At 73.6% G+C, this 25,018-nt stretch carries 23 protein-coding genes; 14 read left to right on the plus strand and 9 right to left on the minus strand.

Features of this window, described 5'->3' with window-relative positions; all coding sequences use genetic code 11:
• Positions 1–25: 25 nt before the first annotated feature.
• Positions 26–655 (minus strand): uridine kinase, encoded by a 630-nt coding sequence (locus ACFWUY_RS29420; RefSeq protein WP_384116285.1) that lies wholly within the window; start codon positions 653–655, stop codon positions 26–28.
• Between the two features lie 315 nt (positions 656–970).
• Between ACFWUY_RS29420 and ACFWUY_RS29425 the strand changes: the two genes are divergently transcribed.
• Complete coding sequence (locus tag ACFWUY_RS29425) at positions 971–2,368, plus strand: peptidase C39 family protein (RefSeq protein ID WP_384116290.1); 1,398 nt, start codon at positions 971–973, stop codon at positions 2,366–2,368.
• 81 nt (positions 2,369–2,449) lie between these two features.
• On the opposite strand, the gene ACFWUY_RS29430 is transcribed toward ACFWUY_RS29425, so the two are convergent.
• Positions 2,450–2,983 (minus strand): hypothetical protein, encoded by a 534-nt coding sequence (locus ACFWUY_RS29430; protein WP_384116296.1) that lies wholly within the window; start codon positions 2,981–2,983, stop codon positions 2,450–2,452.
• A gap of 264 nt (positions 2,984–3,247) precedes the next feature.
• Here ACFWUY_RS29430 and ACFWUY_RS29435 point away from each other — a divergent pair, with 264 nt between their 5' ends.
• From ACFWUY_RS29435 to ACFWUY_RS29450, 4 genes are all read left to right on the plus strand, one after another.
• Positions 3,248–3,397, plus strand: a complete 150-nt coding sequence (locus ACFWUY_RS29435) for an SCO1431 family membrane protein (RefSeq protein WP_384116301.1) — start codon at positions 3,248–3,250, stop codon at positions 3,395–3,397.
• A 218-nt stretch (positions 3,398–3,615) separates the two neighbouring features.
• The gene (locus ACFWUY_RS29440; protein WP_384116307.1) at positions 3,616–4,815 is read left to right on the plus strand and encodes an acyl-CoA dehydrogenase family protein; all 1,200 of its coding nucleotides are present in this window, start codon (positions 3,616–3,618) and stop codon (positions 4,813–4,815) included.
• A gap of 518 nt (positions 4,816–5,333) precedes the next feature.
• Positions 5,334–6,470: a hypothetical protein gene (locus ACFWUY_RS29445; RefSeq protein WP_384116312.1), complete on the plus strand. Its 1,137-nt coding sequence runs from the start codon at positions 5,334–5,336 to the stop codon at positions 6,468–6,470.
• 10 nt (positions 6,471–6,480) lie between these two features.
• Entirely contained in the window at positions 6,481–7,572 is a 1,092-nt protein-coding gene (locus tag ACFWUY_RS29450) for a phosphotransferase family protein (protein WP_384116317.1), read from the plus strand.
• 36 nt (positions 7,573–7,608) lie between these two features.
• Here ACFWUY_RS29450 and ACFWUY_RS29455 read toward each other — a convergent pair whose 3' ends face one another.
• The gene (locus ACFWUY_RS29455; RefSeq protein WP_384116324.1) at positions 7,609–7,977 is read right to left on the minus strand and encodes a hypothetical protein; all 369 of its coding nucleotides are present in this window, start codon (positions 7,975–7,977) and stop codon (positions 7,609–7,611) included.
• Positions 7,978–8,202: 225 nt separating this feature from the next.
• On the opposite strand from ACFWUY_RS29455, the gene ACFWUY_RS29460 reads away from it, so the two are divergent.
• From ACFWUY_RS29460 to fxsA, 4 genes are all read left to right on the plus strand, one after another.
• Complete coding sequence (locus ACFWUY_RS29460) at positions 8,203–8,643, plus strand: Lrp/AsnC family transcriptional regulator (RefSeq protein WP_017242178.1); 441 nt, start codon at positions 8,203–8,205, stop codon at positions 8,641–8,643.
• Positions 8,644–8,811: 168 nt separating this feature from the next.
• Positions 8,812–10,446, plus strand: coding sequence for an amidohydrolase (locus ACFWUY_RS29465; protein WP_384116334.1), 1,635 nt, complete (start codon positions 8,812–8,814; stop codon positions 10,444–10,446).
• A 432-nt stretch (positions 10,447–10,878) separates the two neighbouring features.
• Positions 10,879–11,655, plus strand: a complete 777-nt coding sequence (locus tag ACFWUY_RS29470) for a polyprenol monophosphomannose synthase (RefSeq protein ID WP_384116340.1) — start codon at positions 10,879–10,881, stop codon at positions 11,653–11,655.
• A 106-nt stretch (positions 11,656–11,761) separates the two neighbouring features.
• On the plus strand, positions 11,762–12,355 hold the full coding sequence (fxsA, locus tag ACFWUY_RS29475; protein ID WP_384116345.1) for an FxsA family membrane protein: 594 nt from the start codon (positions 11,762–11,764) through the stop codon (positions 12,353–12,355).
• 164 nt (positions 12,356–12,519) lie between these two features.
• Here the strand turns inward: fxsA and ACFWUY_RS29480 are convergent, their stop codons facing one another.
• The 4 genes from ACFWUY_RS29480 to ACFWUY_RS29495 all read right to left on the minus strand — a co-directional run bounded on the left by ACFWUY_RS29480 (position 12,520) and on the right by ACFWUY_RS29495 (position 16,058).
• Positions 12,520–12,894: an RNA polymerase-binding protein RbpA gene (locus ACFWUY_RS29480; protein WP_015032218.1), complete on the minus strand. Its 375-nt coding sequence runs from the start codon at positions 12,892–12,894 to the stop codon at positions 12,520–12,522.
• A 255-nt stretch (positions 12,895–13,149) separates the two neighbouring features.
• Positions 13,150–14,520: an MFS transporter gene (locus tag ACFWUY_RS29485; RefSeq protein WP_384116355.1), complete on the minus strand. Its 1,371-nt coding sequence runs from the start codon at positions 14,518–14,520 to the stop codon at positions 13,150–13,152.
• A gap of 69 nt (positions 14,521–14,589) precedes the next feature.
• Positions 14,590–15,354, minus strand: coding sequence for a glycerophosphodiester phosphodiesterase (locus ACFWUY_RS29490; RefSeq protein WP_384116360.1), 765 nt, complete (start codon positions 15,352–15,354; stop codon positions 14,590–14,592).
• On the minus strand, positions 15,351–16,058 hold the full coding sequence (locus ACFWUY_RS29495; RefSeq protein WP_384116365.1) for a YitT family protein: 708 nt from the start codon (positions 16,056–16,058) through the stop codon (positions 15,351–15,353). Before ACFWUY_RS29495 ends, ACFWUY_RS29490 begins: the two co-directional genes overlap by 4 nt.
• A gap of 64 nt (positions 16,059–16,122) precedes the next feature.
• Here ACFWUY_RS29495 and ACFWUY_RS29500 point away from each other — a divergent pair, with 64 nt between their 5' ends.
• On the plus strand, positions 16,123–17,622 hold the full coding sequence (locus ACFWUY_RS29500) for a PLP-dependent aminotransferase family protein (protein WP_384116370.1): 1,500 nt from the start codon (positions 16,123–16,125) through the stop codon (positions 17,620–17,622).
• 129 nt (positions 17,623–17,751) lie between these two features.
• On the opposite strand, the gene ACFWUY_RS29505 is transcribed toward ACFWUY_RS29500, so the two are convergent.
• Both ACFWUY_RS29505 and ACFWUY_RS29510 read right to left on the minus strand, forming a co-directional pair.
• Complete coding sequence (locus tag ACFWUY_RS29505) at positions 17,752–19,389, minus strand: hypothetical protein (RefSeq protein WP_384116376.1); 1,638 nt, start codon at positions 19,387–19,389, stop codon at positions 17,752–17,754.
• Between the two features lie 37 nt (positions 19,390–19,426).
• Positions 19,427–19,621: a hypothetical protein gene (locus ACFWUY_RS29510; protein WP_015032212.1), complete on the minus strand. Its 195-nt coding sequence runs from the start codon at positions 19,619–19,621 to the stop codon at positions 19,427–19,429.
• Between the two features lie 309 nt (positions 19,622–19,930).
• Between ACFWUY_RS29510 and ACFWUY_RS29515 the strand changes: the two genes are divergently transcribed.
• The 4 genes from ACFWUY_RS29515 to ACFWUY_RS29530 all read left to right on the plus strand — a co-directional run bounded on the left by ACFWUY_RS29515 (position 19,931) and on the right by ACFWUY_RS29530 (position 24,831).
• Positions 19,931–20,323 carry an ankyrin repeat domain-containing protein gene (locus ACFWUY_RS29515; protein ID WP_384116382.1) on the plus strand — a complete coding sequence of 131 codons (393 nt, stop codon included), beginning with the start codon at positions 19,931–19,933 and terminating at the stop codon, positions 20,321–20,323.
• A gap of 264 nt (positions 20,324–20,587) precedes the next feature.
• On the plus strand, positions 20,588–22,003 hold the full coding sequence (locus ACFWUY_RS29520) for a HEAT repeat domain-containing protein (protein ID WP_384116388.1): 1,416 nt from the start codon (positions 20,588–20,590) through the stop codon (positions 22,001–22,003).
• Between the two features lie 528 nt (positions 22,004–22,531).
• A complete protein-coding gene (locus tag ACFWUY_RS29525) occupies positions 22,532–23,653 on the plus strand; it encodes a glycosyltransferase family 4 protein (RefSeq protein ID WP_384116395.1) in 1,122 nt (373 codons plus the stop codon).
• Complete coding sequence (locus ACFWUY_RS29530) at positions 23,650–24,831, plus strand: glycosyltransferase (RefSeq protein ID WP_384116401.1); 1,182 nt, start codon at positions 23,650–23,652, stop codon at positions 24,829–24,831. The genes ACFWUY_RS29525 and ACFWUY_RS29530 overlap by 4 nt, the downstream gene beginning before the upstream one ends.
• The last annotated feature ends 187 nt before the right edge of the window (positions 24,832–25,018 follow it).

The following is a 25,018-nucleotide window of genomic DNA, read 5'->3' on the forward strand; positions in this document are numbered from 1 at the left end:
CTTGCGGAAGCGGACTTTCGGGCCCTCAGTTCACGGACATGAAGCCGTCACGGTACGTGATGATCTGGTCCGCGCCCGCTGTCACGCCAGGACCGGGAAGCCAGTCGTACCCCGTCCGGCACTCCCGTACCAGGGTGTCCGCGTGGGGCCGGGAAGGGTCCTCGGCGAAATGGCGAGTCTCCGCCACGGTCCAGCCGTCCCAGAAAGCGGCCTGGTCCGGGCCGTCCCGGTGGCGGCCACGCGCCCAGGACTCCTCCGCGCCGCGCTCCATCCACAGCAGCCACGCCAGGAACGGCCGTACCGCCCGCCTGCCCGCGCCGACGCCCTCGACGAGCACGACCGGGGCCGGGACCAGCGCGCGTGCCTCCCCGAAGCGCCTCAGCCGCCAGTCGTACGGGCGGTAGGACGCCGTCTCGCCCCGCGAGAGGGGGTCGAGGACCTGTGCGCGCAGCCGGCCGGTCCATCCGAAGAGTTCCTCGTGGGTGGCCAGGTCGTCGAGGTGGAGGACGGGGGCGTCACCGAGGGCGGCGGAGAGCCGGGCCGCGAGGGTGGACTTGCCGGAGCCCGCGTGGCCGTCGACCGCGACCAGCCGGACCGGTCCGCAGGAGGGCGGCAGCCGGAGCAGCGCGTGCGCCGCGCGGTCGAGGTCGTTCATGGGCCCAGAGTAGGGGAGTGGGGGACCGTCGCAGGTCAGGGAGGTACCGCCGTCAGTGGTCGATACCAATATTGGTCCGGCGACGCGGGGCGAAGTGCTGGCGGAGGCCTGCCGCGAGCCGCGATAGTGGGCCCGCGCGGCCCGGTCCGTACACCCCCGGGCCCGTACGCTCGCGGGCTCGTGCGCCCGGACGCCGGGCCGCGCGTGGGCCGGACGGACGAACGCGGTCCCACTCGCCCGCGGTTCCCGTCCGTTCTCTCGTCCTCTCGTCCACAGGTCCGTACGCCCACCGTTCTCGACTGGGGGTCACCGCCCATGACCAGCTCCACCCCGCGCAGAACCGTCCTCGCCGCGGCCCTCGCGGCGGCCGGAACGGCCGCCACCGCCGTGCCTGCCGCTGCCGCCTCCGCTGCCGCCTCCGACATCCCCGAGCACGCCTCCGACCGCGACCCGGCCGCCGCCCGGGACCACGCCCCCGCACCGGGCCTCGTCGACAACCGCTTCTGGTCCACGTACACGGACTGGAGGTGCGGCAGCGCCGCCGGCACCAGGGCGGTCGCCGGGCGCCGCCCCGGCCTCGTCCTCGCCGAGCCCGCCGGACGCACCGACTACACCGACCCGCACACCGGCAGGACCTCCGCCTGGGAGTACGCGAGCTGGACCTCGCCCGTCCACACCCCCGCCGTGCCCGCCACCGAGGTCATCGCCTCCTGGAACGCCCACACACCGCCCGGCACTTGGCTCCAGGTCGAGCTGTCCGGCACCTACGACGACGCCACCGCCACGCCTTGGTACGTGCTGGGCCGCTGGGCCTCCGGCGACGGCGACATCCTGCGCACCTCGGTCGACGACCAGACCGACGGCAGGAGCACCGTCTGGACCGACACCCTCGCGATCGACGACACCGCGAGCGGGCTGCGGCTGGTCTCGTACCGGCTGCGCCTGACGCTGTACCGCACGCCGGGGAGCGCCCTCACCCCCACGGTCCGGCGACTGGGCGCGATGGCGTCGGACATCCCGGACCGCTTCACGGTCCCGGCCTCCGTGCCGGGCCCGGCACGCGAACTGGCCGTGCCGCGCTACTCGCAGAACACCCACGTCGGGCAGTACCCGGAGTACGACAACGGCGGCGAGGCCTGGTGCAGCCCCACCTCCTCCCAGATGATCATCGAGTACTGGGGGCGCCGGCCGTCGGAGGAGGAGCTGGCCTGGGTGAACCCGGCCTTCGACGACCCCCAGGTCTGCCACGCGGCCCGCCACACCTACGACCACCAGTACCAGGGCTGCGGCAACTGGCCCTTCAACGCCGCCTACGCGGCCACCTACCCCGGCATGAACGCCGTGGTCACCCGACTGAGCTCGCTCACCGAGCTCGAGAGCCTGGTCCGGGCCGGCATCCCGGTCATAACGTCCCAGTCCTTCCGTAAGGAGGAGCTGACCGGGGCCGGGTACGGCACCGCGGGCCACCTCATGACCGTCATCGGCTTCACGGCGGACGGCGACGTCATCGCCAACGACCCCGCCTCACCCAGCAACGACGCCGTGCGCAGGGTCTACCGACGCCGCGAGTGGGAGAACATCTGGCTGCGTACGAAGCGCTACGACGCGAACGGCAAGGTCAGAGGCGGTACGGGTGGTGTCTGCTACATCTTCTGGCCGGTCAGGTCAGCGCCAGGTCAGCACCGCGTGCTGCGGTCGCTCGGTCTGGCATGAGCATGCGCGCCCCGACGGTCGCTCCTTTGTGAGGAAGGTCGACGCGGTGCGACCCCTGGGCGGTGCGCGGGGTGACCGGGGTCAGTCGATGTCGGTGTCCGCCCGTAGGGCCTTTCGGGCGTCGTTCCTGAGGTTGGCGAAGGGCAGGGCTCCTCCGTGGAGTTCTTTGAACTCGTCGATCAGGTCCTGCTCGGCCTCACCCGCGTCGTCCTCGGTCATCGGCCGCCAGGCGACGAGCAGCGCGTCCGAGTCGACCAGCTGCCAGATGTAGCGACCGCCCCAATGGCCGGCCGGCAGACCGGTGCCGTGCCGGCGGTAGTCGCCGAGCCGCCGGTTCAGCCCGTTCCGCCCCGCGGCCTTGCCGATGTACACGACCGTTGCCCCGTCCACCCAGGCATCGCCGAGCTTGTCGGCCGACACGGACGGATCGCGGCCTTTGAGGTGTCCGGCAGGGCCGGCGGGGAGGAACGACGGGGGCGAGGTGTCCGCGCGGATCACCACGTAGATCCCGTGCCCCGTGGGGACGTCGCTGTCGGGCAGCTCACGGAACGGCACGAAGCCGCGGAAACCGCGTTCGGCGAGGGTCATCCGTGTCAACTCCGGTGCCGGGCTCATGCCGGGCATCGTGCCAGGCGCGTCCGACACTCCTCGGTCGGACGGCTCCGGACCGAGCGGTACGAGGCGAGCGGCACAGCGGTCTCCGGCACAGTGGTCTCCGGCACAGGCGGGGGTCCGTCACCCCTGCTTCCCGACCGGCCCTCGCCCGTGCGGCGCAAGGCTTGCGCGGCCCTCGGCATCGTCCGACGCGGCCGGGCGGCGCCGGGGGACGTGACCGACGTCTCTACCCCGGGGCCACCCCCGTACCGCAAGGTGGTCGCCATGACCTCCACCACCCACACCCGTCTCCTGTTCCGCGCCCGGACGGGCGGTCCCGAGGACGACAAGGGCCCCAAGATCCTCGAACACGTCCTCGGCTGGACCCTCGTCGTGCTCCTCGCCGTCCTCGTCACGCGGGCGGGCCTCGTGTGAGCCTGGGGACCGATCATCCGTCCCACAGGTCTTCCCGAGAACAGGGCGACCCCGCCCGCGTTCCGTGCGAGCCGGAAACCCCGCCCGCGCTCCTGTGACCCTTCCGGGCGTCCGTGTGATCCGCCGGCCGTCCGCGTGAGCCCCGGGTCTCGAACGGGCATACTCCCCGCGACCCCGCGCGCGGCCCGCCCGCGCCCGGCAGGGAGGAGTCCCCGGCCATGGCAGCGACATGGAACGCGGACGGCGTGGAGCGCCGGCTGCCCACCGACGAGGCCCGCGAGCTGCTCGCCCTGACGCGTGACATCGCCCGGCGGGAGATCGCGCCGCGCGCCGCCGAGGAGGAGGCCGCCGGACGGTTCCCGCGTGAGCTGTTCGCGCTGCTGTCCCGCTCCGGACTGCTCGGGCTGCCCTACGACCCCGTGTACGGCGGGGGAGGCCAGCCGTACGAGGTGTACCTCCAGGTCCTCGAAGAGCTCGCCGCGGCCCGGCTCACGGTGGGGCTCGGGGTCAGCGTCCACACCCTCTCCTGCCACGCGCTCGCCCGCTTCGGCACCGAGGAGCAGCGGGCCGCCCATCTGCCCGCGATGCTGGGCGGCGGCCTCCTCGGCGCGTACTGCCTCTCCGAACCCTCCGCGGGATCGGACGCGGCGGCGCTGCGCACCCGGGCCGTCCGCGAGGACACCGACGAGGGCGGCGGTGGCGGTGGCGACTGGATCATCGACGGCACCAAGGCGTGGATCACCCACGGAGGGATCGCCGATTTCTGCACGGTCATGGCCCGTACCGGTGGCGCGGGCGCGCGCGGCATCACCGCCTTCCTGGTGCCGGGGGACGCACCGGGGCTGAGCGCGGCCCCTCCCGAGCGGAAGATGGGCATGACGGGCTCGCCCACCGCGCAGCTCCACTTCGACGGGGTACGGGTGCCCGACGCGCGGCGCCTCGGCGCGGAGGGGCAGGGCTTCGCCATCGCGCTCGACGCGCTGGACTCGGGGCGCCTCGGCATCGCCGCCTGCGCGGTCGGGCTCGGACAGGCGGCCCTGGACGAGGCGGTGACGTACGCCAGGGAGCGCCGCCAGTTCGGCCGGCCGATCGCCGACTTCCAGGGGCTCCGCTTCCTCCTCGCCGACATGGCGACCCGGGTCGAGGCGGGCAGGGCGCTGTACCTGGAGGCGGCACGGCTCCGGGACGAGGGGCGGCCCTTCGGCCGGTGCGCGGCGATGGCCAAGCTGTTCTGCACGGACGCCGCCATGCAGGTCACGACGGACGCGGTGCAGGTGCTCGGCGGGTACGGCTACACGGCGGACTTCCCCGTGGAGCGGTACCTGCGGGAGGCGAAGATGCTCCAGATCGTCGAGGGGACCAATCAGATCCAGCGGGTGGTCATCGCCCGTCACCTGGTCGGACCAGAATCCCGCTGACGCGCACGGTGCGGTCCGCCCAGACGGGGCCGGCCGCGAGCGTGACCCATTCCTGGTCACGGTGGCCGGGAAGGGTGCGGCCCTGACCGGCCCAGAGGGAGAGCACGGCCTTGTAGATGGGAGGGTCTCCGGGGACGGGCGGCGGGGCGGTCGCCTGCGCCGGTACGGGGACGGGGACGGGCGCCGTTGCCGGAGCCGATGCCCTGACAGGTGGCGATGTCCGTTCCGGCGCGGGTGACGACGTCGGCACCGGGACAGGCGCAGGCATGGGCATCGGCATCGGATGAGGAACCGATTCTTCAAGGCGCGGCTCGGCCTGCCGGTGCCGACCGATTCCGCTGGAGGTCGTGGACAGCGTGGTCATGCCCGGACCAACGCGTCCCGGCGGCCGTGGTCACCGCCGAACGGATTCGAGCGGCAGTTCGCCCGGTACCCGGTGCAGGGATCTGGCCCCTCGACCGCTACCTGACGTACCGTCAGTTCTCCTCGCGGAAGCCCCGCCGACCAGGAGGTCAGCCATGTCCGCGCACCGGCACGCCGACGACCGGCCCGTCGCTCTCGACGAATATCCCGTGCACCAGGCCCCGCTCTCGATGAAGCACCACATCAGCGGCGACCGCAACGCCTACGACCGGTGCATCTTCCACGTCTTCGACCACACGGGCCGCGCCCTGCTCATCGCAGGCCTCGGCGTCTACCCCAACACCGGGGTGGTCGACGCCTACGCCACTCTCCGGACCGGCGACCGGCTGCACGCCGTCCGGGCCTCCGACGCCCTCGGCGACGACCGGATGAACCTCTCCGTCGGCCCGCTCGCCATCACCGTCGACGAACCCCTCAAGCGCCTCTCCCTGCGCTGCGCGGCCGACCCCGACGACCCCGAAGGACTCTCCTACGACCTCTCCTGGACCGGCGACTTCCCCGCCGTCTGGGAGCCCCACCACACCCAGCGCCACGGCGGCCGGCTCACCCTCGAAGGCCGCCGCTTCGTCCAGGCGGGGCACTGCGCGGGCACCATCAGGGCCGGCGGCGAGGAGTTCACGGTCATCCCGGGGGAGTGGACCGGCACCCGCGACCGCAGCTGGGGAGTCCGCCCGATCCCCGGCGAGGAGCCCGGCCGCGCCGCCGAACACCGTCCCGAGGGCTTCCACTGGCTCTGGATCCCGATGCGCTTCGCGGACCGCTTCCTCATGGTCATCACCCAGGAGGACGCCGACGGCTACCGCACCCTCAACGAGGCCCTGCTCGTACGGAACGGCCACCGCGACACCCAACTGGGCTGGCCGCGCACCGAGATCACGTACCGACCGGGCACCCGCCACCCCGAACGGGCCACCGTCCACCTCACCGACCCGACCGGGAAGCCCCTGGAGGTCGGCGTCGAGATCCTCGCCTCCTCCCCGCTCGCCGTCGGCGCCGGCTACCCGCCCGCCACCGACTGGCAGCACGGCACCTGGCAGGGCCGCGGCTGGACCGACCGGCGCGTCTACGACCTCTCGGACCCGTCGGCCCACCCCATGGCCGCGTACGGCGTCACCGACCACGCCGCCCGCTTCACCCTCGAAGGACACACCGGCCACGGCGTCTTCGAGCACGGCTCCTTCGGCCGCCACGACCCCAGCGGCTTCGCCGACCCCACGTCAACGGCCCCCTGAGGAGACCCCCTTGGTCACCGCGCCCCGCCCCCGCACCACCACCCGCGACCCCGAGGAGCTCGGCCGCCGGCTCACCGCCTGGCTCGACCGGCACCTGCCCGGGGCCCGGGTCGGCGGTCTCGCCGTCCCCGGATCCAACGGCATGTCCAGCGAGACCCTGCTCTTCGACCTCGACCACCCGGACGCCCCCGTGCGCGGCTGCGCCCTCCGCCTTGCCGCCGACCCGGCCGCGTACACCGTCTTCCCCGTCTACGACATGGCGCGCCAGCACCGGGTCATGCGCCTGGTCGGCGAGCACACCGACGTCCCCGTGCCGCGCGTGCTCTGGCTGGAGGAGGACCCGGGGCCGCTCGGCGCCCCCTTCTTCGTGATGGCCCGCGCGGAGGGCCGCGTCCCGCCGGACGTGATGCCCTACACGTACGAGGGGAACTGGCTGCACGCCGCCACCGACGCCGAACGCGCCCTGCTCGAAGCCGAGTCCGTCTCCGTGCTGGCGAGGCTGCACGACCAGTTCCCGGCGAAGGAGGCCGAGTTCCTGCTGCCGGACGGCGCCGGGACCCCGCTGCGCCGTCATGTCGACGCCCAACGCGCCTACTATGCCTGGGTGGTGGACGGACTCGCCCCCTCGCCGCTCATCGAGTCGGCCTTCGACTGGCTGGCGGCGCACTGGCCGGCCGACGAGGGGCAGGCCGTCCTCGGCTGGGGCGACGCGCGGATAGGGAACATCGTCTACGACGGATTCGCCCCCGCCGCCGTCCTCGACTGGGAGATGGCGGCCTGCGTCCCGCGCGAGGTGGACCTCGGCTGGACGGTCTACCTCCACCGCTTCTTCCAGGATCTGACCGTCGGCTTCGGCCAGCCCGGACTGCCCGACTTCCTGCGGCGCGACGCCGTCGAGCGGCGCTACGCGGAGCTGACCGGACACACCCCGCGCGACATGGAGTTCCACACTCTCTACGCGGCGCTGCGGCACGCGATCGTCATGCTCAGGATCGCGTACCGGCAGGCCCACTTCGGCGAGGTCGAGGTACCCGCGGACCCCGACGCCCTGATCCTGCACCACGCCACCCTGGCGGCGATGGTGCGGGGAAGCTATTGGTGAGACCGGGTGGCCAGGGCCGGTCTCCTGGTCCAGGTCCTAGGCGGCGCGGCGCATCTGCGGCACCCGGATCGGACGCGAGCCCGGACCGCCGACGTGCGAGAAGGGCTGCGTGCGCCAGTCGAGTCCCTGGGGGAGCGTCAGGAGCAGCGCGGTGTCCTGCTCCTGGACCTCCAGGCTGTCGTCGGCCGGACGGGCCTCGGTCGCCGACAGGCCCGTGCCCGGGCAGACCGTCAGGACGAAGGGGTTCCACGGCGTGGGGCACAGCGCGTGCTCCGGCAGCGCGTCCTCGTCCGCGAGCAGCGCGATGGGCTGCACGCACTCCGGGCAGATGACCCGGAACATCTCAAAGGTGTCGTACGCGTCGAGCTCGTCGGACGTGTCGACCGAATCAACAGGCTCCTGCATGGAGAATCTCCCCCTCGGGTGGGTCGGCCGGATCTGTACGGCCTCGACCACAGCAAGCACTTCCCATGCGGCCGTCCGCATAATCGTGTGGCAGTACCTCGGGCCGGACGCAAACCTGTGGCGTTCGTCACATGCCCGTCGCAGGTGCCTCGCGACCGCCCATACCGCCCGATAGCGGCCGACCCCGGCGGTGCCCGTTCCCCCCGGGCGCAATAGGGTCACCGCATGGAGGAGCTGGATCGTCAGATCGTGGAGTTGCTCGTCAAGGACGGGCGCATGAGCTACACCGACCTGGGCAAGGCCACCGGCCTGTCCACGTCGGCGGTGCATCAGCGCGTCCGTCGTCTGGAGCAGCGCGGAGTCATCCGCGGCTACGCCGCCGTCGTCGACCCGGAGGCCGTGGGCCTGCCGCTGACCGCCTTCATCTCGGTCAAACCCTTCGATCCCAGCGCCCCCGACGACACCCCCGACCGGCTCGCGGACATCCCGGAGATCGAGGCCTGCCACAGCGTCGCGGGTGACGAGAACTACATCCTCAAGGTCCGGGTCGCCACCCCGCTGGAGCTGGAGCACCTGCTCAGCCGCATCCGCTCCCAGGCCGGCGTCTCCAGCCGTACGACGGTGGTCCTCTCCACGCCGTACGAGGCGAGGCCGCCGCGCATCTGACGTGCCGCCGCGCATCTGGCGGGGCGCCCCGTATCCGACACGGCGCCCCGCGTCTGGCAGGCGCCCCACTCCCGACGTGCCGCCCGCTCTGCCACGGCGCCCGCGTCCGGCGTGGCCTTGAGGGACCTGCCGGACAAACCGGGTCCGGTCAGGTCCTAGCCTGGTCGCATGAGTGAGTCCATGCCTGTCGCGTCTTCCGCCGAACACCGCACCGTGCTGCTGCGCGGTGGAGAAGTCCACAGCCCCGCCGACCCCTTCGCCACCGCCATGGTGGTGGAGCGCGGGCACGTCGCCTGGGTGGGCTCGGAGGGTGCGGCCGACGCCTTCGCCTCCGGGGTGGACGAGGTGGTCGACCTGGAGGGCGCGCTCGTCACCCCGGCGTTCGTCGACGCCCATGTGCACACCACCGCCACCGGCTTCGCCCTCACCGGGCTCGACCTGTCCGCCGCCGCCTCGCTCGCCGACGCGGCGGAGCTGATCCGCGCCCATGCCGCCGCCCGCCCCGACGACCGCATCCTCATCGGTCACGGCTGGGACGCCTCCCGCTGGCCCGAGCGCCGGCCGCTCACCCGCGCCGAACTCGACGAGCTCACCGGCGGCCGCCCGCTCTACCTCACCCGTATCGACGTCCATTCGGCCGTCGTCACCACCGCGCTCCTCGACCTCGTCCCCGGCGTCCGAGGCCTGGACGGCTTCCACGACGGACAGCGACCGCTCACCGGCGACGCCCACCACGCCGTGCGCGCGGCCGCCTTCGGTGCCGTCTCCGCGCGCCAGCGCACCGAGGCGCAGCGCGCCGCCCGCGACCGGGCCGCCTCCCTCGGCATCGGCACCCTGCACGAGTGCGGCGGCCCGCGGATCTCCTCCGAGGGGGACTTCACCGGCCTCCTGGACCTGGCCCGTGACGAGGCCGGCCCCCGCGTCGTCGGCTACTGGGCCGACCTGGAGGTGGAGCGGGCCCGCGCCCTCGGCGCTCTCGGTGCGGCCGGGGACCTCTTCGCCGACGGCTCCCTCGGCTCCCACACGGCCTGCCTCCACGAGCCGTACGCCGACGCCGGCCACACGGGCGCCGCCCACCTGGACGCCGCGACCGTCGCCCTCCACGTCGTGGCCTGCACGGAGGCGGGGCTCCAGGCCGGTTTCCACGCGATCGGGGACGCCGCGGTGACCGCCGTCGTCGAGGGCTTCAGGGCAGCCGCCGAGAAGCTCGGCCTGGCCAGGATCCGGGCCGCCCGGCACCGGGTCGAGCACGTCGAGATGCTCACCCCCGAGACGATCGCCGCCTTCGCCGAGCTCGGCCTCACCGCCTCGGTCCAGCCCGCCTTCGACGCGTTCTGGGGCGGCGAGGACGGCATGTACGCCGACCGGCTCGGCGCCGAGCGGGCGCGCACCCTCAACCCGTACGCGGCGCTGCTTCGCTCCGGTGTGCCGCTGGCCTTCGGCTCCGACAGCCCGGTCACCCCGCTCGACCCCTGGGGCACGGTCCGGGCCGCCGCCTTCCACCGCACCCCCGAGCACCGGATCTCGGTCCGGGCCGCCTTCACCGCGCACACCCGGGGCGGCTGGCGGGCCGTGGGCCGGGACGACGCCGGGACGCTCGTCCCCGGCGCCCCCGCCGACTACGCGGTCTGGCGCACCGAGGAGCTCGTCGTCCAGGCCCCCGACGACCGGGTGGCCCGCTGGTCCACCGACCCCCGGTCCGGGACGCCCGGTCTGCCCGATCTGTCCCCCGGTGTCGACCTGCCCGTCTGTCTGCGGACGGTCGTGCACGGACGGACGGTGTTCGTACGACCGAACGAGTGATGTACGGATATGTCCTACCCTTGACCTGTGTCCGTACGCTTGTCCTCGACCTGCGAATCTTCCCCTCCGGCCTGGCCTTTTGATACATCTCCGCAGGTCAATCGGGTATTGACAGTCGACCGCCACGGGCGGGTAGGTTCTCCGCGTCCACCACAGGACGTCCGACCGGACCGCCTCCTCGCAGTCGCCGAACGCCGCCCGCGCCTCGGCCGCGAGGGAAGGTTTCTCCGGCGGAAGGTGCGACCCGGGTGGGGCCCGGACGTTCAGTAGACAACGGCTCTCGGTCGACCCGCAGCCAGCGGATCCCAGGTCGGACCGAAGGACGTCGGGCCCCGCACCGCACGCCGCCCCCTCCCGTACGACCCGCCGCGGCGGAGCACTCCGAGGACCTCGCTATGGTGGGGGCCTGCGTTTGTATCCGAAGGGGCAGTAGTGAACGACGGTGGCCAGAGGCGTTACGGCCCGCTCGGCAAGGCCTTGGTGATCATTCCGACCTACAACGAGGCGGAGAACATCAAGCCGATCGTCGCGCGGGTGCGGGAGGCCGTGCCCGAGGCGCACGTTCTCGTCGCCGACGACAACAGCCCTGACGGCACGGGCAAGTTCGCGGACGAGATCGCGTCCGAGGACGACCACGTGCACGTCCTGCACCGCAAGGGCAAGGAGGGGCTCGGCGCCGCCTACCTCGCCGGCTTCCGGTGGGGCATCGAGAACGGGTACGGAGTCCTCGTCGAGATGGACGCCGACGGCTCCCACCAGCCCGAGGAGCTCCCGCGGCTGCTCACCGCCCTCAAGGGCGCGGACCTGGTGCTCGGCTCCCGCTGGGTGCCCGGCGGCCGGATCGTGAACTGGCCGAAGTCCCGCGAGTTCATCTCCCGGGGCGGCAGCCTCTACTCGCGCGTGATGCTGGACGTGCCGATCCGCGACGTCACGGGCGGCTACCGGGCCTTCCGCAAGGAGACCCTGGAGGGCCTGGGCCTGGAGGACGTGGCCTCCGCGGGCTACTGCTTCCAGGTCGACCTGGCCCGCCGGGCGGTCGCCGCCGGCTTCCACGTCGTCGAGGTGCCGATCACCTTCGTGGAGCGCGAGATCGGCGACTCGAAGATGAGCCGGAACATCGTCGTCGAGGCGCTGTGGCGGGTCACCGGCTGGGGTCTGACGGCGCGGGCGGAGAAGGTCGGCAAGCTGCTCGGCCGCAAGCCCTCCTGACGCGTCCGGGGCGGGTTTCCCGTCCCGGAACGTCCTGATCCCCGTCCCGGACGTTCTGATCCCTTCTTTACGACGTTCCGGCACGGCCCCAGGCACACTGGGGACCATGACGACCGGCGCACCGCCTCCTCTCGCCCCCAAGCGCTCACGCGCGCGTACGTTCCTCCCGCTCGGCGTCGCCGCCTGGCTGGTCCTGGAGATCTGGCTGCTCACCGTGGTGGCCGGCGCGGCGGGCGGCCTGACCGTCCTCGCCCTGCTCGTCGGCGGTGCCGTGCTCGGCGCCACGGTCATGAAGCGGGCGGGGCGGCGCGCCTTCCAGAACCTCACCTCGACCTTCCAGCAGGCGCAGGCGGCGGCCCAGGCCGGCGTCATGCCCCAGGCCGCGGACCGGACCGGCGCGGAGGACCGCAACGGCTTCCTGATGCTCGGCGGTCTGCTCCTGATGCTCCCCGGCCTGATCTCGGACGCGGCGGGACTGCTCCTGCTGATCCCCCCGGTCCGCTCCTCCCTCGGCCGGTACGCGGACAGGGCCGCCGAGCGCCGGATCGCCTCCGCGCCTCCCGGCAGCCTCCAGGACGCCTTCCAGCAGGCGCGCATCCACCGCCCGGACGGCAAGGTCGTGCCGGGCGAGGTCATCCGCGAGGACGCCGCCGGCGGCCCGCGGGGGGCCGAGGAGCCCCGCCCGCCCCTGCTGCCCTGACCGGACGCGAACGTTTCCGTGCCCGTCCCCTCCGGCGGGCGGGCACGGAGGCCCTCCGGCGGGTGGGTACCCGGATCTCCGGGGAGCGGGCACGAAAAACGCCGCGGGGCCCGGTACACAAGTTCGTGTACCGGGCCCCGCGGCGTTGTCCGTCCGATGGTCCGCTAGGCGGACTTACGGCTGTCGCGCGGATGCACGGCGATGTTCATGGCGCCGGAGCGAAGAACGGCCAGCCTTTCGGCGAGGACCTCCTCCAGCTCCTCGCGGGTGCGTCGCTCCATGAGCATGTCCCAGTGCGTACGCGCAGGCTTGCCCTTCTTCTCCTCAGGCCCGTCCCCGTCAACCAGAAGTGCCTGGATTCCGCAGACCTTGCATTCCCACTCCGGCGGAATCTCCGCCTCGACCGAGAAGGGCATCTCAAAGCGATGTCCCTTCTCGCATGCGTACTCCACCGCCTGGCGCGGGGCCAGATCGATGCCGCGGTCGGTCTCGTAGCTCGTCACCACGAGGCGCGTGCCGCGAAGAGCTCGCTCACTCATGAATCGTGCCTCCCGGGCTTGTCGCCCACAGGACAGGTGTCGCTGTCGTCGTTATCCGGTCAACGTCCGGTCGGCGGTAAAGATTCCCGTGCCGGGTCATGCGTCGCCCGTCGTGCCGCCCCTTGTTGTACCCACCAGTGCCCGTTTTGTCACATCTGACGGCAGACGTAACCCGGTGTCTTCACCAAAGCAGCACGCAGTAACGGTCCGCCTGGCAGGCCAAACGCGTACACTACCGCCCTTTCATCGCCACGTCTAAATTCGGTCCGGCGCGGCGTTCCCCGCGGCCTCCACCGCGCGCCGTACCGGCACCCGGGCCAGCAGCACGAAGCCGAGCACGAAGAAGATCACCAGGGAGATGATGGCATCCCGGTAGCTTCCGGTCAGCTGGTACGCGAGACCGAACACGAGCGGACCGAGCCAACTGAGCCCCCGGTCGCTCATCTCGTAGGCCGAGAAGTACTCCGCCTCCTTGCCGCGCGGCACCAGATGCGAGAACAGCGAGCGCGACAACGCCTGGCTCCCGCCGAGCACCAGGCCGATCGCGGCCGCCAGGCAGTAGAAGAACACCGGCGCGCCGGCCGGCAGGAAGTAGCCCGCCACCAGGATCAGGGTCCAGACCGCGAGCGAGGCCAGAATCGTCCGCTTGGCGCCGTACGCCCGGGCGAGTCGCCCCATGCCGAGCGCGCCCGCCACCGCGAGCACCTGGACCAGCAGGACCGCCGTGATGAGCGTGGTCTGGTCGAGCCCCAGCTCCTCCGAGCCGAAGACGGAGGCCTGCGAGATCACCGTCTGCACACCGTCGTTGTAGACCAGGTAGGCGAGGAGGAAGGAGAGGGTCAGCGGGTGCCGGCGCATGTCCTTGAAGGTCGCCCGCAACTGCCGCCAGCCACTGCCGACCGCGCCCCCGCCCGCCCCGCCGTGCCCCTCCGCGCGGACCTGCCGGTCACGCAGCCGCCGCAGCGGTACGAGGGCGAAGGCACCCCACCACACGCCTGCCGAGGCCAGGCAGATCCGGACCGCCTCGCCCTCGGTGAGACCGAAGGAGTCGTGGCCCGAGTAGAGGACCAGGTTCAGGACGAGCACCAGCGCGCCGGACGCGTAGCCGAAGGCCCAGCCGCGCGAGGAGACCGCGTCCCGCTCGTCCGGCTCCGCGATCTGCGGCAGATAGGCGTTGTAGAGCGCCATGGAGACCGCGAGCGAGGCGTTCGCCACGATCAGCAGGAACGCGCCGAGCAGATACCGTTCGCCCGCCAGGAAGAACATCCCCGCCGTCGCCGTCGCCCCCAGATAGGCCGCCGCGGCGAGCAGCGGCTTCTTCCGGCCCGTACGGTCCGCCACCGCGCCCACCAGCGGCATCACCAGGACCGCGACCACGATCGACGCGGAGACGGCGTACGCGAAGAGGGAGCCCGCCCGCACCGGGATCCCGAGCGGGTGCACGAAGCCCTCGGCGTCGGACGCGGCCCGGGCCACCGAGGTCAGATACGGGCCGAGGAACACGGTGAGCACGCTCGTCGAGTACACCGAGCACGCGAAGTCGTAGAAGTACCAGCCCCGCTGTTCCCGCAGGCGCTCGGCGGGACCGGCCGCGTACTCCTCCGGTTCGGTGGTTTCAGCGGTCAAGGCCGCGCCCCCTCGTTCGTCCCCGTGTCCGGCCCCGTGCGTCGGGTCCGGTGCCGTCGGCACGCGCGCTCAGACCCACGCACCCCGCTCGGTCAGCACCGAGCGCAGCGTCTCCAGCTGATCGGTCATGATGCCATCGACCCCGAGGTCGAGGAGAGCGTTCATCCGGGCCGGATCGTTCACCGTCCACACGTGGACCTGGAGCCCGCGCGCGTGCGCCTCCCGGACGAAACGCCGGTCCACCACCGGGACGCCGCCCTGACGCTCGGGAACCTGCGCCGCGACCGCCCCGGCCCGCACCGCGGCCGGGATGCCGAGGGAGCGCAGCCGCAGTCCGAGCACCCCGCGCACCCCGTACGAGGTGGCGAGCCGGGGACCGGCCAGGTGCTGCGCCCGCGCCACTCGCGCCTCGGTGAAGGAGCCCACGCAGACCCGGTCCCAGGCGCCGGTCCTGCGGATCAGGTCCACCAGCGGCTCCAGGGCCGACTCGGCCTTGAGGTCCACGTTCCACCGGGCCTCGGGGAACTCCTCCAGGAGGTCGGCGAAGAGCGGCAGCGGCTCCTTGCCCGCCACCCGCGCCTCGCGCACGGCCTCCCAGGGCAGGTCGCGGATCCGGCCCGTGGTGTCCGTGACCCGGTCGAGGGTCGCGTCGTGGAAGGCGACGAGCACCCCGTCCGCCGTCGTGTGCACATCGGTCTCGAAGTACCGGTAGCCCGCCGCGGCGGCCCGGCGGAAGGCGGCCGCGGTGTTCTCCAGGCCGTTCGCCGTACCGCCGCGATGGGCGAACGGGAGGGGCGAGGCGTGGTCGAGATAGGGGTGGCGTACGCGAGTCACCGCCGCAGTATGGCCCCTTCCGGTGTCGCCGGGGCGACCGCGGCGCTGCCGGAGTCCGGCTCGGGGACGGCGAACCAGCGAAGGAAGAACTGGGCCAGCGGCCCGATCGCCAGCGCGTACAGCACCGTGCCGACGCCGACCGAGCCGCCGAGCAGGAAGCCGGTGGCGACGACCACCACCTCGATCGCCGTCCGCACCAGACGGATGGAACGGCCGGTGAGGCGGTGCAGACCGGTCATCAGGCCGTCGCGGGGACCGGGGCCGAAGCGCGCCGCGATGTACAGGCCCGTCGCGAGCCCGTTGAGGACGACGCCGAACACGAGCAGCGGCACCTGCCCGACGAGGCCGTGGACGTCCGGTACCAGGGCCAGGGTGCCGTCGATCGCCAGACCGATCACGAACACGTTGGAGACGGTGCCGAGACCGGGCCGCTGGCGGATCGGGATCCACAGCAGCAGCACCACCGCGCCGACGATGATCGACACCACGCCGATGGTCAGCCCGGTCTTCTCCGCGAGGCCCTGGTCGAGGACGCTCCAGGGCGAGAGGCCGAGACCGCTGCGCACGAGCAGCGCCGCGCTGGCCCCGTACAGCGCCAGACCCACGTAGAGCTGGATCAGCCGACGGATGAGGTGCCGGCCGTCGAGGCCGGAGGCGATGGACAAAGGAATTCCCCCCAGGGTGGTGGTAGTGGACTGGCTCATGCCACTCTGTGGCGGGGGAATGGATGCCAACCATGGCCAATTCGAGGAAGGTGGACTGATTTCGATGGCCCAGTGGACTTCGGCGGTAGGACCGGCTCAGCTCGCGCGGCAGCTCCAGGCGCAGCAGCCGCGGCCCGCCGGGCCCGGCGCCCGCAAGCCGCCCGCCTACCGCGCGCTGGCCGACGGCATCCGTCTGCTCGTCCTCGAGGGACGCGTCCCGGTCGCCGCCCGGCTGCCCGCCGAGCGGGAACTCGCCCTCGCCCTCACCGTCAGCCGCACCACGGTGGCCGCCGCCTACGAGGCGCTCCGCGCCGAGGGCTTCCTGGAGTCGCGGCGGGGAGCCGGCAGCTGGACCGCCGTGCCGGCCGGGAACCCGCTGCCCGCGCGCGGCCTCGAACCCCTGCCGCCCGAGTCCCTCGGCTCGATGATCGACCTCGGCTGCGCGGCGCTGCCCGCGCCCGAGCCCTGGCTCACCCGGGGCGTCCAGGGCGCCCTGGAAGAGCTCCCTCCCTACGCCCACACGCACGGCGACTACCCGGCGGGACTGCCCGCGCTGCGGCAGATGCTCGCCGACCGCTACACCGCGCGCGGCATCCCCACCATGCCCGAGCAGATCATGGTCACGACCGGTGCCATGGGGGCCATCGACGCCATCTGCCACCTCTTCGCGGGACGCGGCGAGCGCATCGCCGTCGAATCGCCCTCGTACGCCAACATCCTCCAGCTCATGCGGGAGGCCGGCGCCCGGCTCGTTCCCGTCGCCATGTCCGAGGGACTCGGGAGCTGGGACCTGGGCCGCTGGCGCCAGGTGCTGCGCGACGCGGCGCCCCGCCTCGCGTACGTGGTGGCCGACTTCCACAACCCGACCGGCGCGCTGGCCGACGAGGACCAGCGCCGGCAGCTGGTGGACGCGGCCCGCTCGGCCGGCACCGTCCTCGTCGTCGACGAGACCATGGCCGAGCTGCACCTCGACGACGAGCTCGAGATGCCCCGGCCGGTCTGCGCCTTCGACCCGGCCGGCTCCACCGTCCTGACGGTCGGCTCGGCCAGCAAGGCCTTCTGGGCGGGCATGCGCATCGGCTGGGTCCGGGCGGCTCCCGACGTCATCCGCTCCCTGGTGGCCGCGCGCGCGTACGCCGACCTCGGCACCCCCGTCCTCGAACAGCTCGGTGTGAACTGGCTCATGCGGACGGGCGGCTGGGAGGAGGCCGTGGCGCTCCGCCGGGAGCAGGCCAGGGAGAACAGGGACGCGCTCGTCGCCGCCGTCAGCCGGGAGCTTCCCGAATGGGAGTTCGCGGTACCGCGGGGCGGCCTGACCCTCTGGGTCCGTACCGGCGGCCTCTCCGGCTCCCGGCTCGCCGAGGCGGGCGAGCGGGTCGGCGTCCGCGTCCCCTCCGGCCCGCGTTTCGGCGTCGACGGGGCCTTCGAGGGCTTCGTCCGGCTGCCCTTCACGGTGAGCGGTGCGGTCGCCGACGAGGCCGCCGCCCGCCTGGCCGCCGCGGCCCGCCTGGTCGAGTCGGGCGCGGGCGGAGGGACCGAGCCGCCGCGCTCGTTCGTGGCGTAGTCGCCGGTGCCACGCGGAGAGGCCGGTACGGATCTGGGATCCGTACCGGCCTCTCCCACGCGCGCGTGACGCTCAGGACCGGGTCGTCACGGCCCGCGTCGGCCGTCGGCCCCTTCGCGCGCGTGGTGCTCAGCCCTCGGCGGGCACCGGGGCGTGCAGGGGCGCCGGGCCCGGGGCCGGTTCGGCGGCGCGGGGCGCCGGGGCCGGGTCGGGGACCGGGCCGACGACGGTCCCGACCGCCGGGGCCGTCGCCGGCGCCGTCTCGCGGCGCTCCGGGAGAAGGTCGAGGACCGCCTTCCGGTGCGTCTCGCTCGTCGCGTCGTCGTACGGGTCGGGCGTCGCCGGCACCTGGAGGCGCAGGACCGGGCCGGTACCGAGGCGCGCGTAGCCGCGGCCGACCGGGACCTGGGGCGTCGGGGTGGTGTGCGGCTCCGCACCGAGGACGGCCGCGATCTGCTCCGGCACGGCGGGACCGAGCACGATCCGGGCGCGGGTGTGGGTCCGTACCGCCTCGCTCAGCGTGTCGACACTGTCGAACTGCTCGGCGACCACCACCGTGACCTGGGCGGCGCGCCCGTGCCGCAGCGGCACCTGGAGCAGCTCCTGCGGGTCGGTGCGGCCGTCGGCGGCGGCGAGGTGACCGAGGATGCTCGGCCGGTCGAGCAGGATCCACAGCGGCCGCCGGGTGTCCTCGGGCGCCGGGTGGCCGGCCTGCCGGGCGCGGTTGGCGGCGATCAGGCGCCGTTCCGTCTCGTGCGCCGCCCACTCCAGGCTGGCCAGGGCGCCGGAGAGGCCGCACTCGACGGCGAGGACGCCGTCGCGGCCGGTCAGGCAGGCGTACTCGCCGGTGCCGGCGCCCTCGACGACCAGCACGTCGCCGTGGGGGAGGGCCTGCAGGGCGATCGACCGCAGCAGCGAGGTGGCGCCGCTGCCCGGCTGGCCCACGACGAGCAGGTGCGGCTCGGTGGAGCGGGGACCGGTGCGCCAGACCACGGCAGGCGCGTCCTCCGTGCCGTCCGCCGCGACCACGGGCACGGTCCGCTGCACGGCGTCCGCGTCGGTGAAGCCGAGGACCGTCTCGCCCGGCACGGTGACGAAGCGCTGGGCGGCGATGGTGGTGGGCAGGGCGGGCAGCACGCTCATGACGAGCCGGTTGCCCTCCTCGTCCCAGTCGAAGCGGTACTCGCGGCCGCGTCCCGACTTGGCGTGCAGAAGGTGCTCGATGCGCGCGCGTGCGTCGGGCTCGCCGTCGGTGAAGTACGGGGGGTACGCGATCCTCAGCCGGGTGAGCCGCCCGTCCTCGTCGAAGGCGTACTCCGCGAAGGCGCCGCTCCAGTCACCGCCGTGGGAGAAGAGCGGGGAGGGGTCGTCGGGTACCGAGAAGTAGGGCACGAGGGCCTCGTACAGGCCCTTGAGCCGGGCGAGCTCCGCGTCGTCGGGCCCGGTCCTCACGACCGGACGCTCGCGTCCCTTCCACGCGGCCGCGCCCATCAGCGTGACGAGCGCGAGGAGCGGCCCGTACGGCGCGAGGGCGATGACCAGGACGCAGGCCGCGACCAGGAACAGCGTGGGACCACGCCGCTCCTTGGGGGTCGCGGCCCACTTGGCGCGCGCGGTCGCGGCCAGTTTCCGCAGACCACGGGAGACCGTGATCAGTGGATGGAGCACGTCGGTGGCGCTGTCGGCGGCCGTGCGCGCGATCTCGCGACTGCGAGCGATCTGTGCGCTGCCGCTGCTCAGAATGCGGGGGAGTGGTCGCCGGGCCACGAAGTACTCCTGAGGTGGTGGAAGGGACGGAGGGGCGTCAGAACTTGATCCCGCCCAGGAGGCCGGCGAGGCTCTGCCCGCCCGCCGTGATGCTCGGGGCGATGGCGGTGCCCGCGAGGTAGAAACCGAACAGAGCGCTGACGAGGGCGTGCGAGGCCTTCATCCCGTCCTTCTTGAAGAACAGGAAGCAGATGATGCCGAGCAGGACCACGCCTGAGATGGACAGGATCATTGGTGTTCTCCTGGTTGAGGGGGACAGTCACCATGAGTCCTTCCAAGTTCACAGCAAGTATCTATGTGACTAAAGGTTCATTCGAGTGAAAAACGGGTGATTTCACTTGACCGGCGGATGTCGAACGGACTGTCGGGTGGCGAAATGTCCGGTGTGCGTTAGAGGGGCGAACCGGGTGCGGGCTGCCGTGATCTTTGCCTCGGTCGGGCGAGGTCATGTCACCGGGCGGGCAGTACCCTGTCGATTCACTCGTACGGCGGCGCTCGCCGTGCGCCGATCGGCAACGCAGGAGAGAGGCGGTCCCACCCGATGAGCGAGACTCCGGACCCCGAGGTCATCGAGCTGGCGTCCAAGGTCTTCGACCTCGCGCGCACCGGGGACGCCGACGCGCTGGCCGCCTACGTCGACGCGGGCGTCCCCGCGAACCTCACCAACGACAAGGGCGACTCCCTCGTCATGCTCGCCGCCTACCACGGCCACGCCGACGCCGTCTCCGTCCTCCTCGCGCGCGGTGGCGACGCCGACCGCGCCAACGACCGCGGCCAGACCCCGCTCGCCGGCGCCGTCTTCAAGGGCGAGGGCGACGTGATCCGCGCGCTCCTCGCCGGCGGCGCGAATCCGGAAGCCGGGACTCCGTCCGCCGTCGACACCGCCCGGATGTTCGGCAGGACCGAACTCCTCGAGCTCTTCGGAACCCGGTGAACGGGCGCTGAACCCCAGGTGAGAGCGGCGTCGTAAATGTGGTCGCGGTGGCGAAATGGGTGGGTCATCATGACGTCGGGCCCGGCAAAACGGGCCACCGACGAGAGGCAGAGGAAGATGGTCACTGGCAAGCGCAGGACGACGGGCGGCCCGACATGTCGCCGCACGGCCCAGGCGTACTAGGCGTACAGCGATGTACCGCCTGACCGGGGTCATCCCGGAACCCACCGGTCGTGTCGACAGCTTGATGTGAGGCGTCTTCCCATGTTCGATCCAGTCATAGCGCCGAGCGGCACCCTGCTCGGTCTGCTGCAGCGGGGCCGCGGCGACGGCACCCTGCACGCGCTCGCCGCGCCACGCGCCGAGGCCCTCGCGGCCCTCAACCACTGCGTCCTCGCCGACCCACGCCACGACTGGCAGGTCGAGAACCGCTCCCTCTACTACGCCCGTCTCTACCTGGACCTCCACGGAGGTCTCGAGGAGATCGAGGCCCACCTCTTCGCGGCCGAGGACCACCTCGACACCGAGGAGTCCAGGACCGGACTCGCGCTCGCCGTCCTCGGGCACCTCGCGTCGTACGGACGCCAGGACGCCCTGCTCCTGCTCCGCCGCTACGCCGCGACCGGCACGAACTGGGCCTGGGCCCTGGACGAGCTGGCGCTCCGCGACGACGACGCCGGGCTGCGCGCGCTCGCCGTGCCCGTACTGGCCCGCTTCCCGGCCGATCCGGAGGGCGACGCCGAGCTGGCCGGCATCGTGCGGGACGCCTTCGAGCCCCGCCCGTGGCGGCTCTGGGCCGAGGACCGGCGCGACACCGTAGGCGCCCGGGTCAGGGCCGCCCAGGAACAGGGCTCCTTCGACCGCTGGCAGCGGCAGATGCGCCCCGCCGGGCCGCGTCCCGGCTGGAGCGTGCGGGCCGTCCTCGACTGGGCGCAGGAGGGTTACGAGCGCGGAGCCGTGCTCTACGGGCCCGCCGCCCGCTGCCTGACCGCCGTCGCGGGCCCCGAGGACCGGCCCGAGCTCCTGGCCGCCGCCCGGCACGGCTCCGTGGGAGCCCGGGGAGCCGCCCTGCACCACCTCGCCGAGTCGCGGGACCCCGCCGTCCTCGACCTCGTCGAGGCCGCCGCCGACGGCGACTCCCGCGAGGTCGCCGAAGCCGCCGTCGCCGCCTACCGGCGCATGTGCGGCCAGGACGCGGTGGCCCGCGCCCGCGCGTGGATCCGCAGGACCGACGCCCTCGGCGCCGCCGCCGCCGACGTGCTCGCGTGCCGCGGCACCGCCCAGGACTCCCCCTCCGTCCTCGGCGTGCTCCGCGACACCGTCCGCTCCGAAGGCCCCGACTCACCCGCGCTCGCCGGACTCGTCGACGGCGCCGGACGCCTCGGCATCACCTGCGCGGCCCCCGTGCTACGCCACGTCTACCGCGAGACGGCGTCCTCGCAGCTACGCGGGCGCGTGGCCCGTGCCCTCGCCGCCACCGATCCCACCTTCGCGACCGGCTTCGCCGTCGAATGCCTCTGGGACTGCGAGGAGACCACCCGTGAGGTCGCGGCCCAGCACGCCGAGACCGGAGACGTACGCGTCGCCGAGCGATTGCGCCGCCTCGCCGCCGACCCGGCCGAGGAGGTCGAGGTCCAGACCGCGGTACGCAACCGGATAGGACCGGACCTCCAGGTCTGACCACGGTCATCCCCCCGCCACCCGGCTCCGGGGCGGCGCGGCCCACGGCGGCGACCCCGCCGTGCGAGGCCCCGCCCCGGAGGACCGGTGCGGGGGGCAGAGGGCTGGAGGACCGGTGTGAGTTGGGGCAGAGGGCTTGGAGGACCGGTGCCGGCAGGGCCAGTGGCCCCAGGGACCGGCATCGAAGGGGCCTAGGACGAGGGCTCCGGCCCGGCGGCGGTGTCTCGCGCCCGGGCTTCGCGGCCGCGTGAACTCCGCGTGTCCGGCCTCGCGCCCAGGGGATCCCGCTGCGGACGTCCCCGTCCGTCTCGGATCTCGCGCCCACGTGGCCCCGCCCATCCCGGGTTTCGCGCCCGCGTGGCCCGCCCGGCTCGGTCTCGAGCCCGCGTCGACCCCGCACGCCCGGCTGATCCCGCCGACGCGGGAGCGTCACCCCCGGCGGCCCCCGCGCGAAACGCTCATGGGACGTTCCCTCCCCGTCCAGATCGACGTTGACGGGGACACGTCGAGCGCGACGACAACACCCGTATGCGTGTCGTCATCGTCACCGAATCCTTTCCTCCCGACGTCAACGGTGTGGCGCACTGCGCCCTGCAGACCGCGCGCCATCTGGTCAGGCGGGGCCACACCCCGCTCGTCATCGCCCCCGCCGTCGCCGACCCCGCCGCGGACGCCGACGCCCCCTGCGCCGTCGTACGGGTGCCCTCCCTCCCGCTTCCGGGATATCCGCAGGTACGGGTCGCCCTGCCCAGCCGCCGCGTCGCCGCGGCCATCGCCGCCCACCGCGCCGACCTCGTCCACCTCGCCGGGCCGTTCGTCCTCGGTGTGCGGGGAATGACCGCGGCCGCCCGGCTCGGCATCCCCGCCGTCGCCGTCTACCAGACCGACCTCGCCGGCTACGCCCGTACCTACGTGGGAACCGGCGAGGCCGCCGCCTGGCGGCGCCTCCGCGCCGTCCACGGAGCGGCCGACCGCACCCTCGCCCCCTCCTCCGCCGCCGTCCGCGACCTGGAGGCCCACGGCATACGCCGTATCCGGTTCTGGGGACGCGGCGTGGACACCGCGCGCTTCCGCCCCGAAGCGCGGGACACCGCCCTGCGGCGGGAGCTCGCACCCGACGGGGAGCTCCTCGTCGGCTACGTGGGCCGGCTCGCCCCCGAGAAGCGCGTGGAACTCCTCTCCGGAGCTGCGGAACTCCCCGGCGTACGGGTGGTGGTCGTCGGGGACGGACCGAGCGGGCCGGCGCTGCGCACCGCGCTGCCGCACACCCGGTTCCTGGGCCGCCGCACCGGCACCGACCTCGCCCGGATCTTCGCCTCGCTCGACGTGTTCGCCCACACCGGCCCGTTCGAGACCTTCTGCCAGACCGTCCAGGAGGCCATGGCGAGCGGCGTCCCGGTGGTCGCCCCGGCCGCCGGAGGGCCACTGGACCTGGTCGACCACGGGCGCACCGGGCTCCTCGTGGCGCCGGGGGACCCGGACGCGCTGCGCGAGGCCGTCGTCACGCTCGCCGCCGCACCGGATCTGCGCGCGGCGTACGGCCGGGCGGGCCGGACCGCCGTGGAGGGCCGCACCTGGGAGGCGCTCGGGGACGAGCTGATCGGCCACTACCTGGAGGTACTGCGCGAGCGGACGGCGGTGGCGGCATGAGCGGCAGCATGAGTGACGGCGCCGGCCTTCGGATCGTGCGGCTGGCCAACTTCGTCACGCCCACCTCCGGCGGCCTCCGCACCGCCCTGGACCAGCTCGGCCGCGGCTACCGCGCGGCCGGCCACGAGCCCGTCCTCGTCGTCCCCGGTGACATCGCCCGCGACCAGGAGACCGGACAGGGCCGGGTCATCACCCTCCCCGGCCCGGTACTGCCCGGCACCGGCGGCTACCGGGTCCTCACCGACCGGCGCCGGGTGCGCGACCTCCTCGACGACCTGGCCCCCGACCGGATCGAGGTCTCGGACCGTACGACCCTGCGGTGGACGGGGGAGTGGGCGCGGCGCGCCCGCGTGCCCTCGGTGATGGTCTCCCACGAGGCCGCGGACGGGGTGCTCCGCACCTGGGGCGTGCCGCCCGCCGCCGCGGCCCGCGCGGCGGACCGGCTCAACCGCCGTACGGCGTGGGCGTTCGCGCGGATCGTCTGCACCACGGCGTGGGCGGAGCGCGAGTTCGTACGGATCGGGGCCCGCAACGTCGTACGGGCCCCGCTCGGCGTGGATCTCGACCGTTGCAGGCCCGGCCGCCGCAGCACCGGCCTGTGGACCCGGTACGCCGAGGGGGAGCGGGTGCTGCTCCTGCTCTGCTCGCGCCTCTCCGTCGAGAAGCGACCCGGTACGGCCCTGGACGCCCTCGCCGAGCTGCGGGACGCGGGCATCGCCGCCGCCCTGGTGGTCGCGGGCGACGGGCCGCTGCGGGGCGCCCTGGAGCGGCGGGCGCGGGAGCGGCGGCTCCCGGTTCGGTTCCTCGGACACGTCCTCGACCGGGAGGTCCTCGCCGACCTTCAGGCGGCCGCCGACGTGTGCCTGGCGCCGGGCCCCGCGGAAACGTTCGGCCTCTCCGCGCTCGAAGCCCTCGCCTGTGGGACTCCTGTCGTGGTCAGCGCCTCCTCCGCCCTGCCGGAGGTCGTCGGCAGCGCGGGCGCCGCCGCCGTGGACACTCCGGGAGCCTTCGCCTCCGCCGTCCGGGGCCTCCTGGCCGTCCCGGAGACCGCCCGCCGCACGGCCGCACGCGCGCGTGCGGAGGCCTTCACCTGGGACCGGTCGGTCACCGCCTTCCTCCGGGCCCACGACGCCCTCCCGGCACCGGAGCGGCGCCTGTCCGAGGAGGCCCGCCGATGACACAGGACCGGGCGACCGTGGTGGACCTGGCCGCTGCCGTCCCGCTTTCCGGCCTGGGTTCCGCTCCGGTTTCCGGCGACGCCTCCGCGCCGGCCTCCGTTGCGGCCGGGGTACGCCGCCCAGGCCCAGGCCCCGGAGCCGGTACGCGTCCCGTCCGCGTCCCCGCGCCCCGCCCCGGTCCCGCGCC

Source organism: Streptomyces sp. NPDC058664 (assembly GCF_042716635.1).
GTDB lineage: Bacteria > Actinomycetota > Actinomycetes > Streptomycetales > Streptomycetaceae > Streptomyces.

Excerpts from the sequence above, each read along its gene's own strand:
- ACFWUY_RS29435 (WP_384116301.1), top strand. The coding sequence starts at position 3,248 with ATGACCTCCACCACCCACACCCGTCTCCTGTTCCGCGCCCGGACGGGC.
- ACFWUY_RS29420 (WP_384116285.1), bottom strand. The coding sequence starts at position 655 with ATGAACGACCTCGACCGCGCGGCGCACGCGCTGCTCCGGCTGCCGCCC.
- ACFWUY_RS29530 (WP_384116401.1), top strand. The coding sequence starts at position 23,650 with ATGAGCGGCAGCATGAGTGACGGCGCCGGCCTTCGGATCGTGCGGCTG.
- ACFWUY_RS29465 (WP_384116334.1), top strand. The coding sequence starts at position 8,812 with ATGAGTGAGTCCATGCCTGTCGCGTCTTCCGCCGAACACCGCACCGTG.
- ACFWUY_RS29460 (WP_017242178.1), top strand. The coding sequence starts at position 8,203 with ATGGAGGAGCTGGATCGTCAGATCGTGGAGTTGCTCGTCAAGGACGGG.
- ACFWUY_RS29495 (WP_384116365.1), bottom strand. The coding sequence starts at position 16,058 with ATGAGCCAGTCCACTACCACCACCCTGGGGGGAATTCCTTTGTCCATC.
- ACFWUY_RS29430 (WP_384116296.1), bottom strand. The coding sequence starts at position 2,983 with ATGAGCCCGGCACCGGAGTTGACACGGATGACCCTCGCCGAACGCGGT.
- ACFWUY_RS29525 (WP_384116395.1), top strand. The coding sequence starts at position 22,532 with ATGCGTGTCGTCATCGTCACCGAATCCTTTCCTCCCGACGTCAACGGT.
- ACFWUY_RS29510 (WP_015032212.1), bottom strand. The coding sequence starts at position 19,621 with ATGATCCTGTCCATCTCAGGCGTGGTCCTGCTCGGCATCATCTGCTTC.
- ACFWUY_RS29515 (WP_384116382.1), top strand. The coding sequence starts at position 19,931 with ATGAGCGAGACTCCGGACCCCGAGGTCATCGAGCTGGCGTCCAAGGTC.
- fxsA (WP_384116345.1), top strand. The coding sequence starts at position 11,762 with ATGACGACCGGCGCACCGCCTCCTCTCGCCCCCAAGCGCTCACGCGCG.
- ACFWUY_RS29480 (WP_015032218.1), bottom strand. The coding sequence starts at position 12,894 with ATGAGTGAGCGAGCTCTTCGCGGCACGCGCCTCGTGGTGACGAGCTAC.
- ACFWUY_RS29445 (WP_384116312.1), top strand. The coding sequence starts at position 5,334 with ATGTCCGCGCACCGGCACGCCGACGACCGGCCCGTCGCTCTCGACGAA.
- ACFWUY_RS29520 (WP_384116388.1), top strand. The coding sequence starts at position 20,588 with ATGTTCGATCCAGTCATAGCGCCGAGCGGCACCCTGCTCGGTCTGCTG.
- ACFWUY_RS29425 (WP_384116290.1), top strand. The coding sequence starts at position 971 with ATGACCAGCTCCACCCCGCGCAGAACCGTCCTCGCCGCGGCCCTCGCG.
- ACFWUY_RS29440 (WP_384116307.1), top strand. The coding sequence starts at position 3,616 with ATGGCAGCGACATGGAACGCGGACGGCGTGGAGCGCCGGCTGCCCACC.
- ACFWUY_RS29500 (WP_384116370.1), top strand. The coding sequence starts at position 16,123 with ATGGCCCAGTGGACTTCGGCGGTAGGACCGGCTCAGCTCGCGCGGCAG.
- ACFWUY_RS29455 (WP_384116324.1), bottom strand. The coding sequence starts at position 7,977 with ATGCAGGAGCCTGTTGATTCGGTCGACACGTCCGACGAGCTCGACGCG.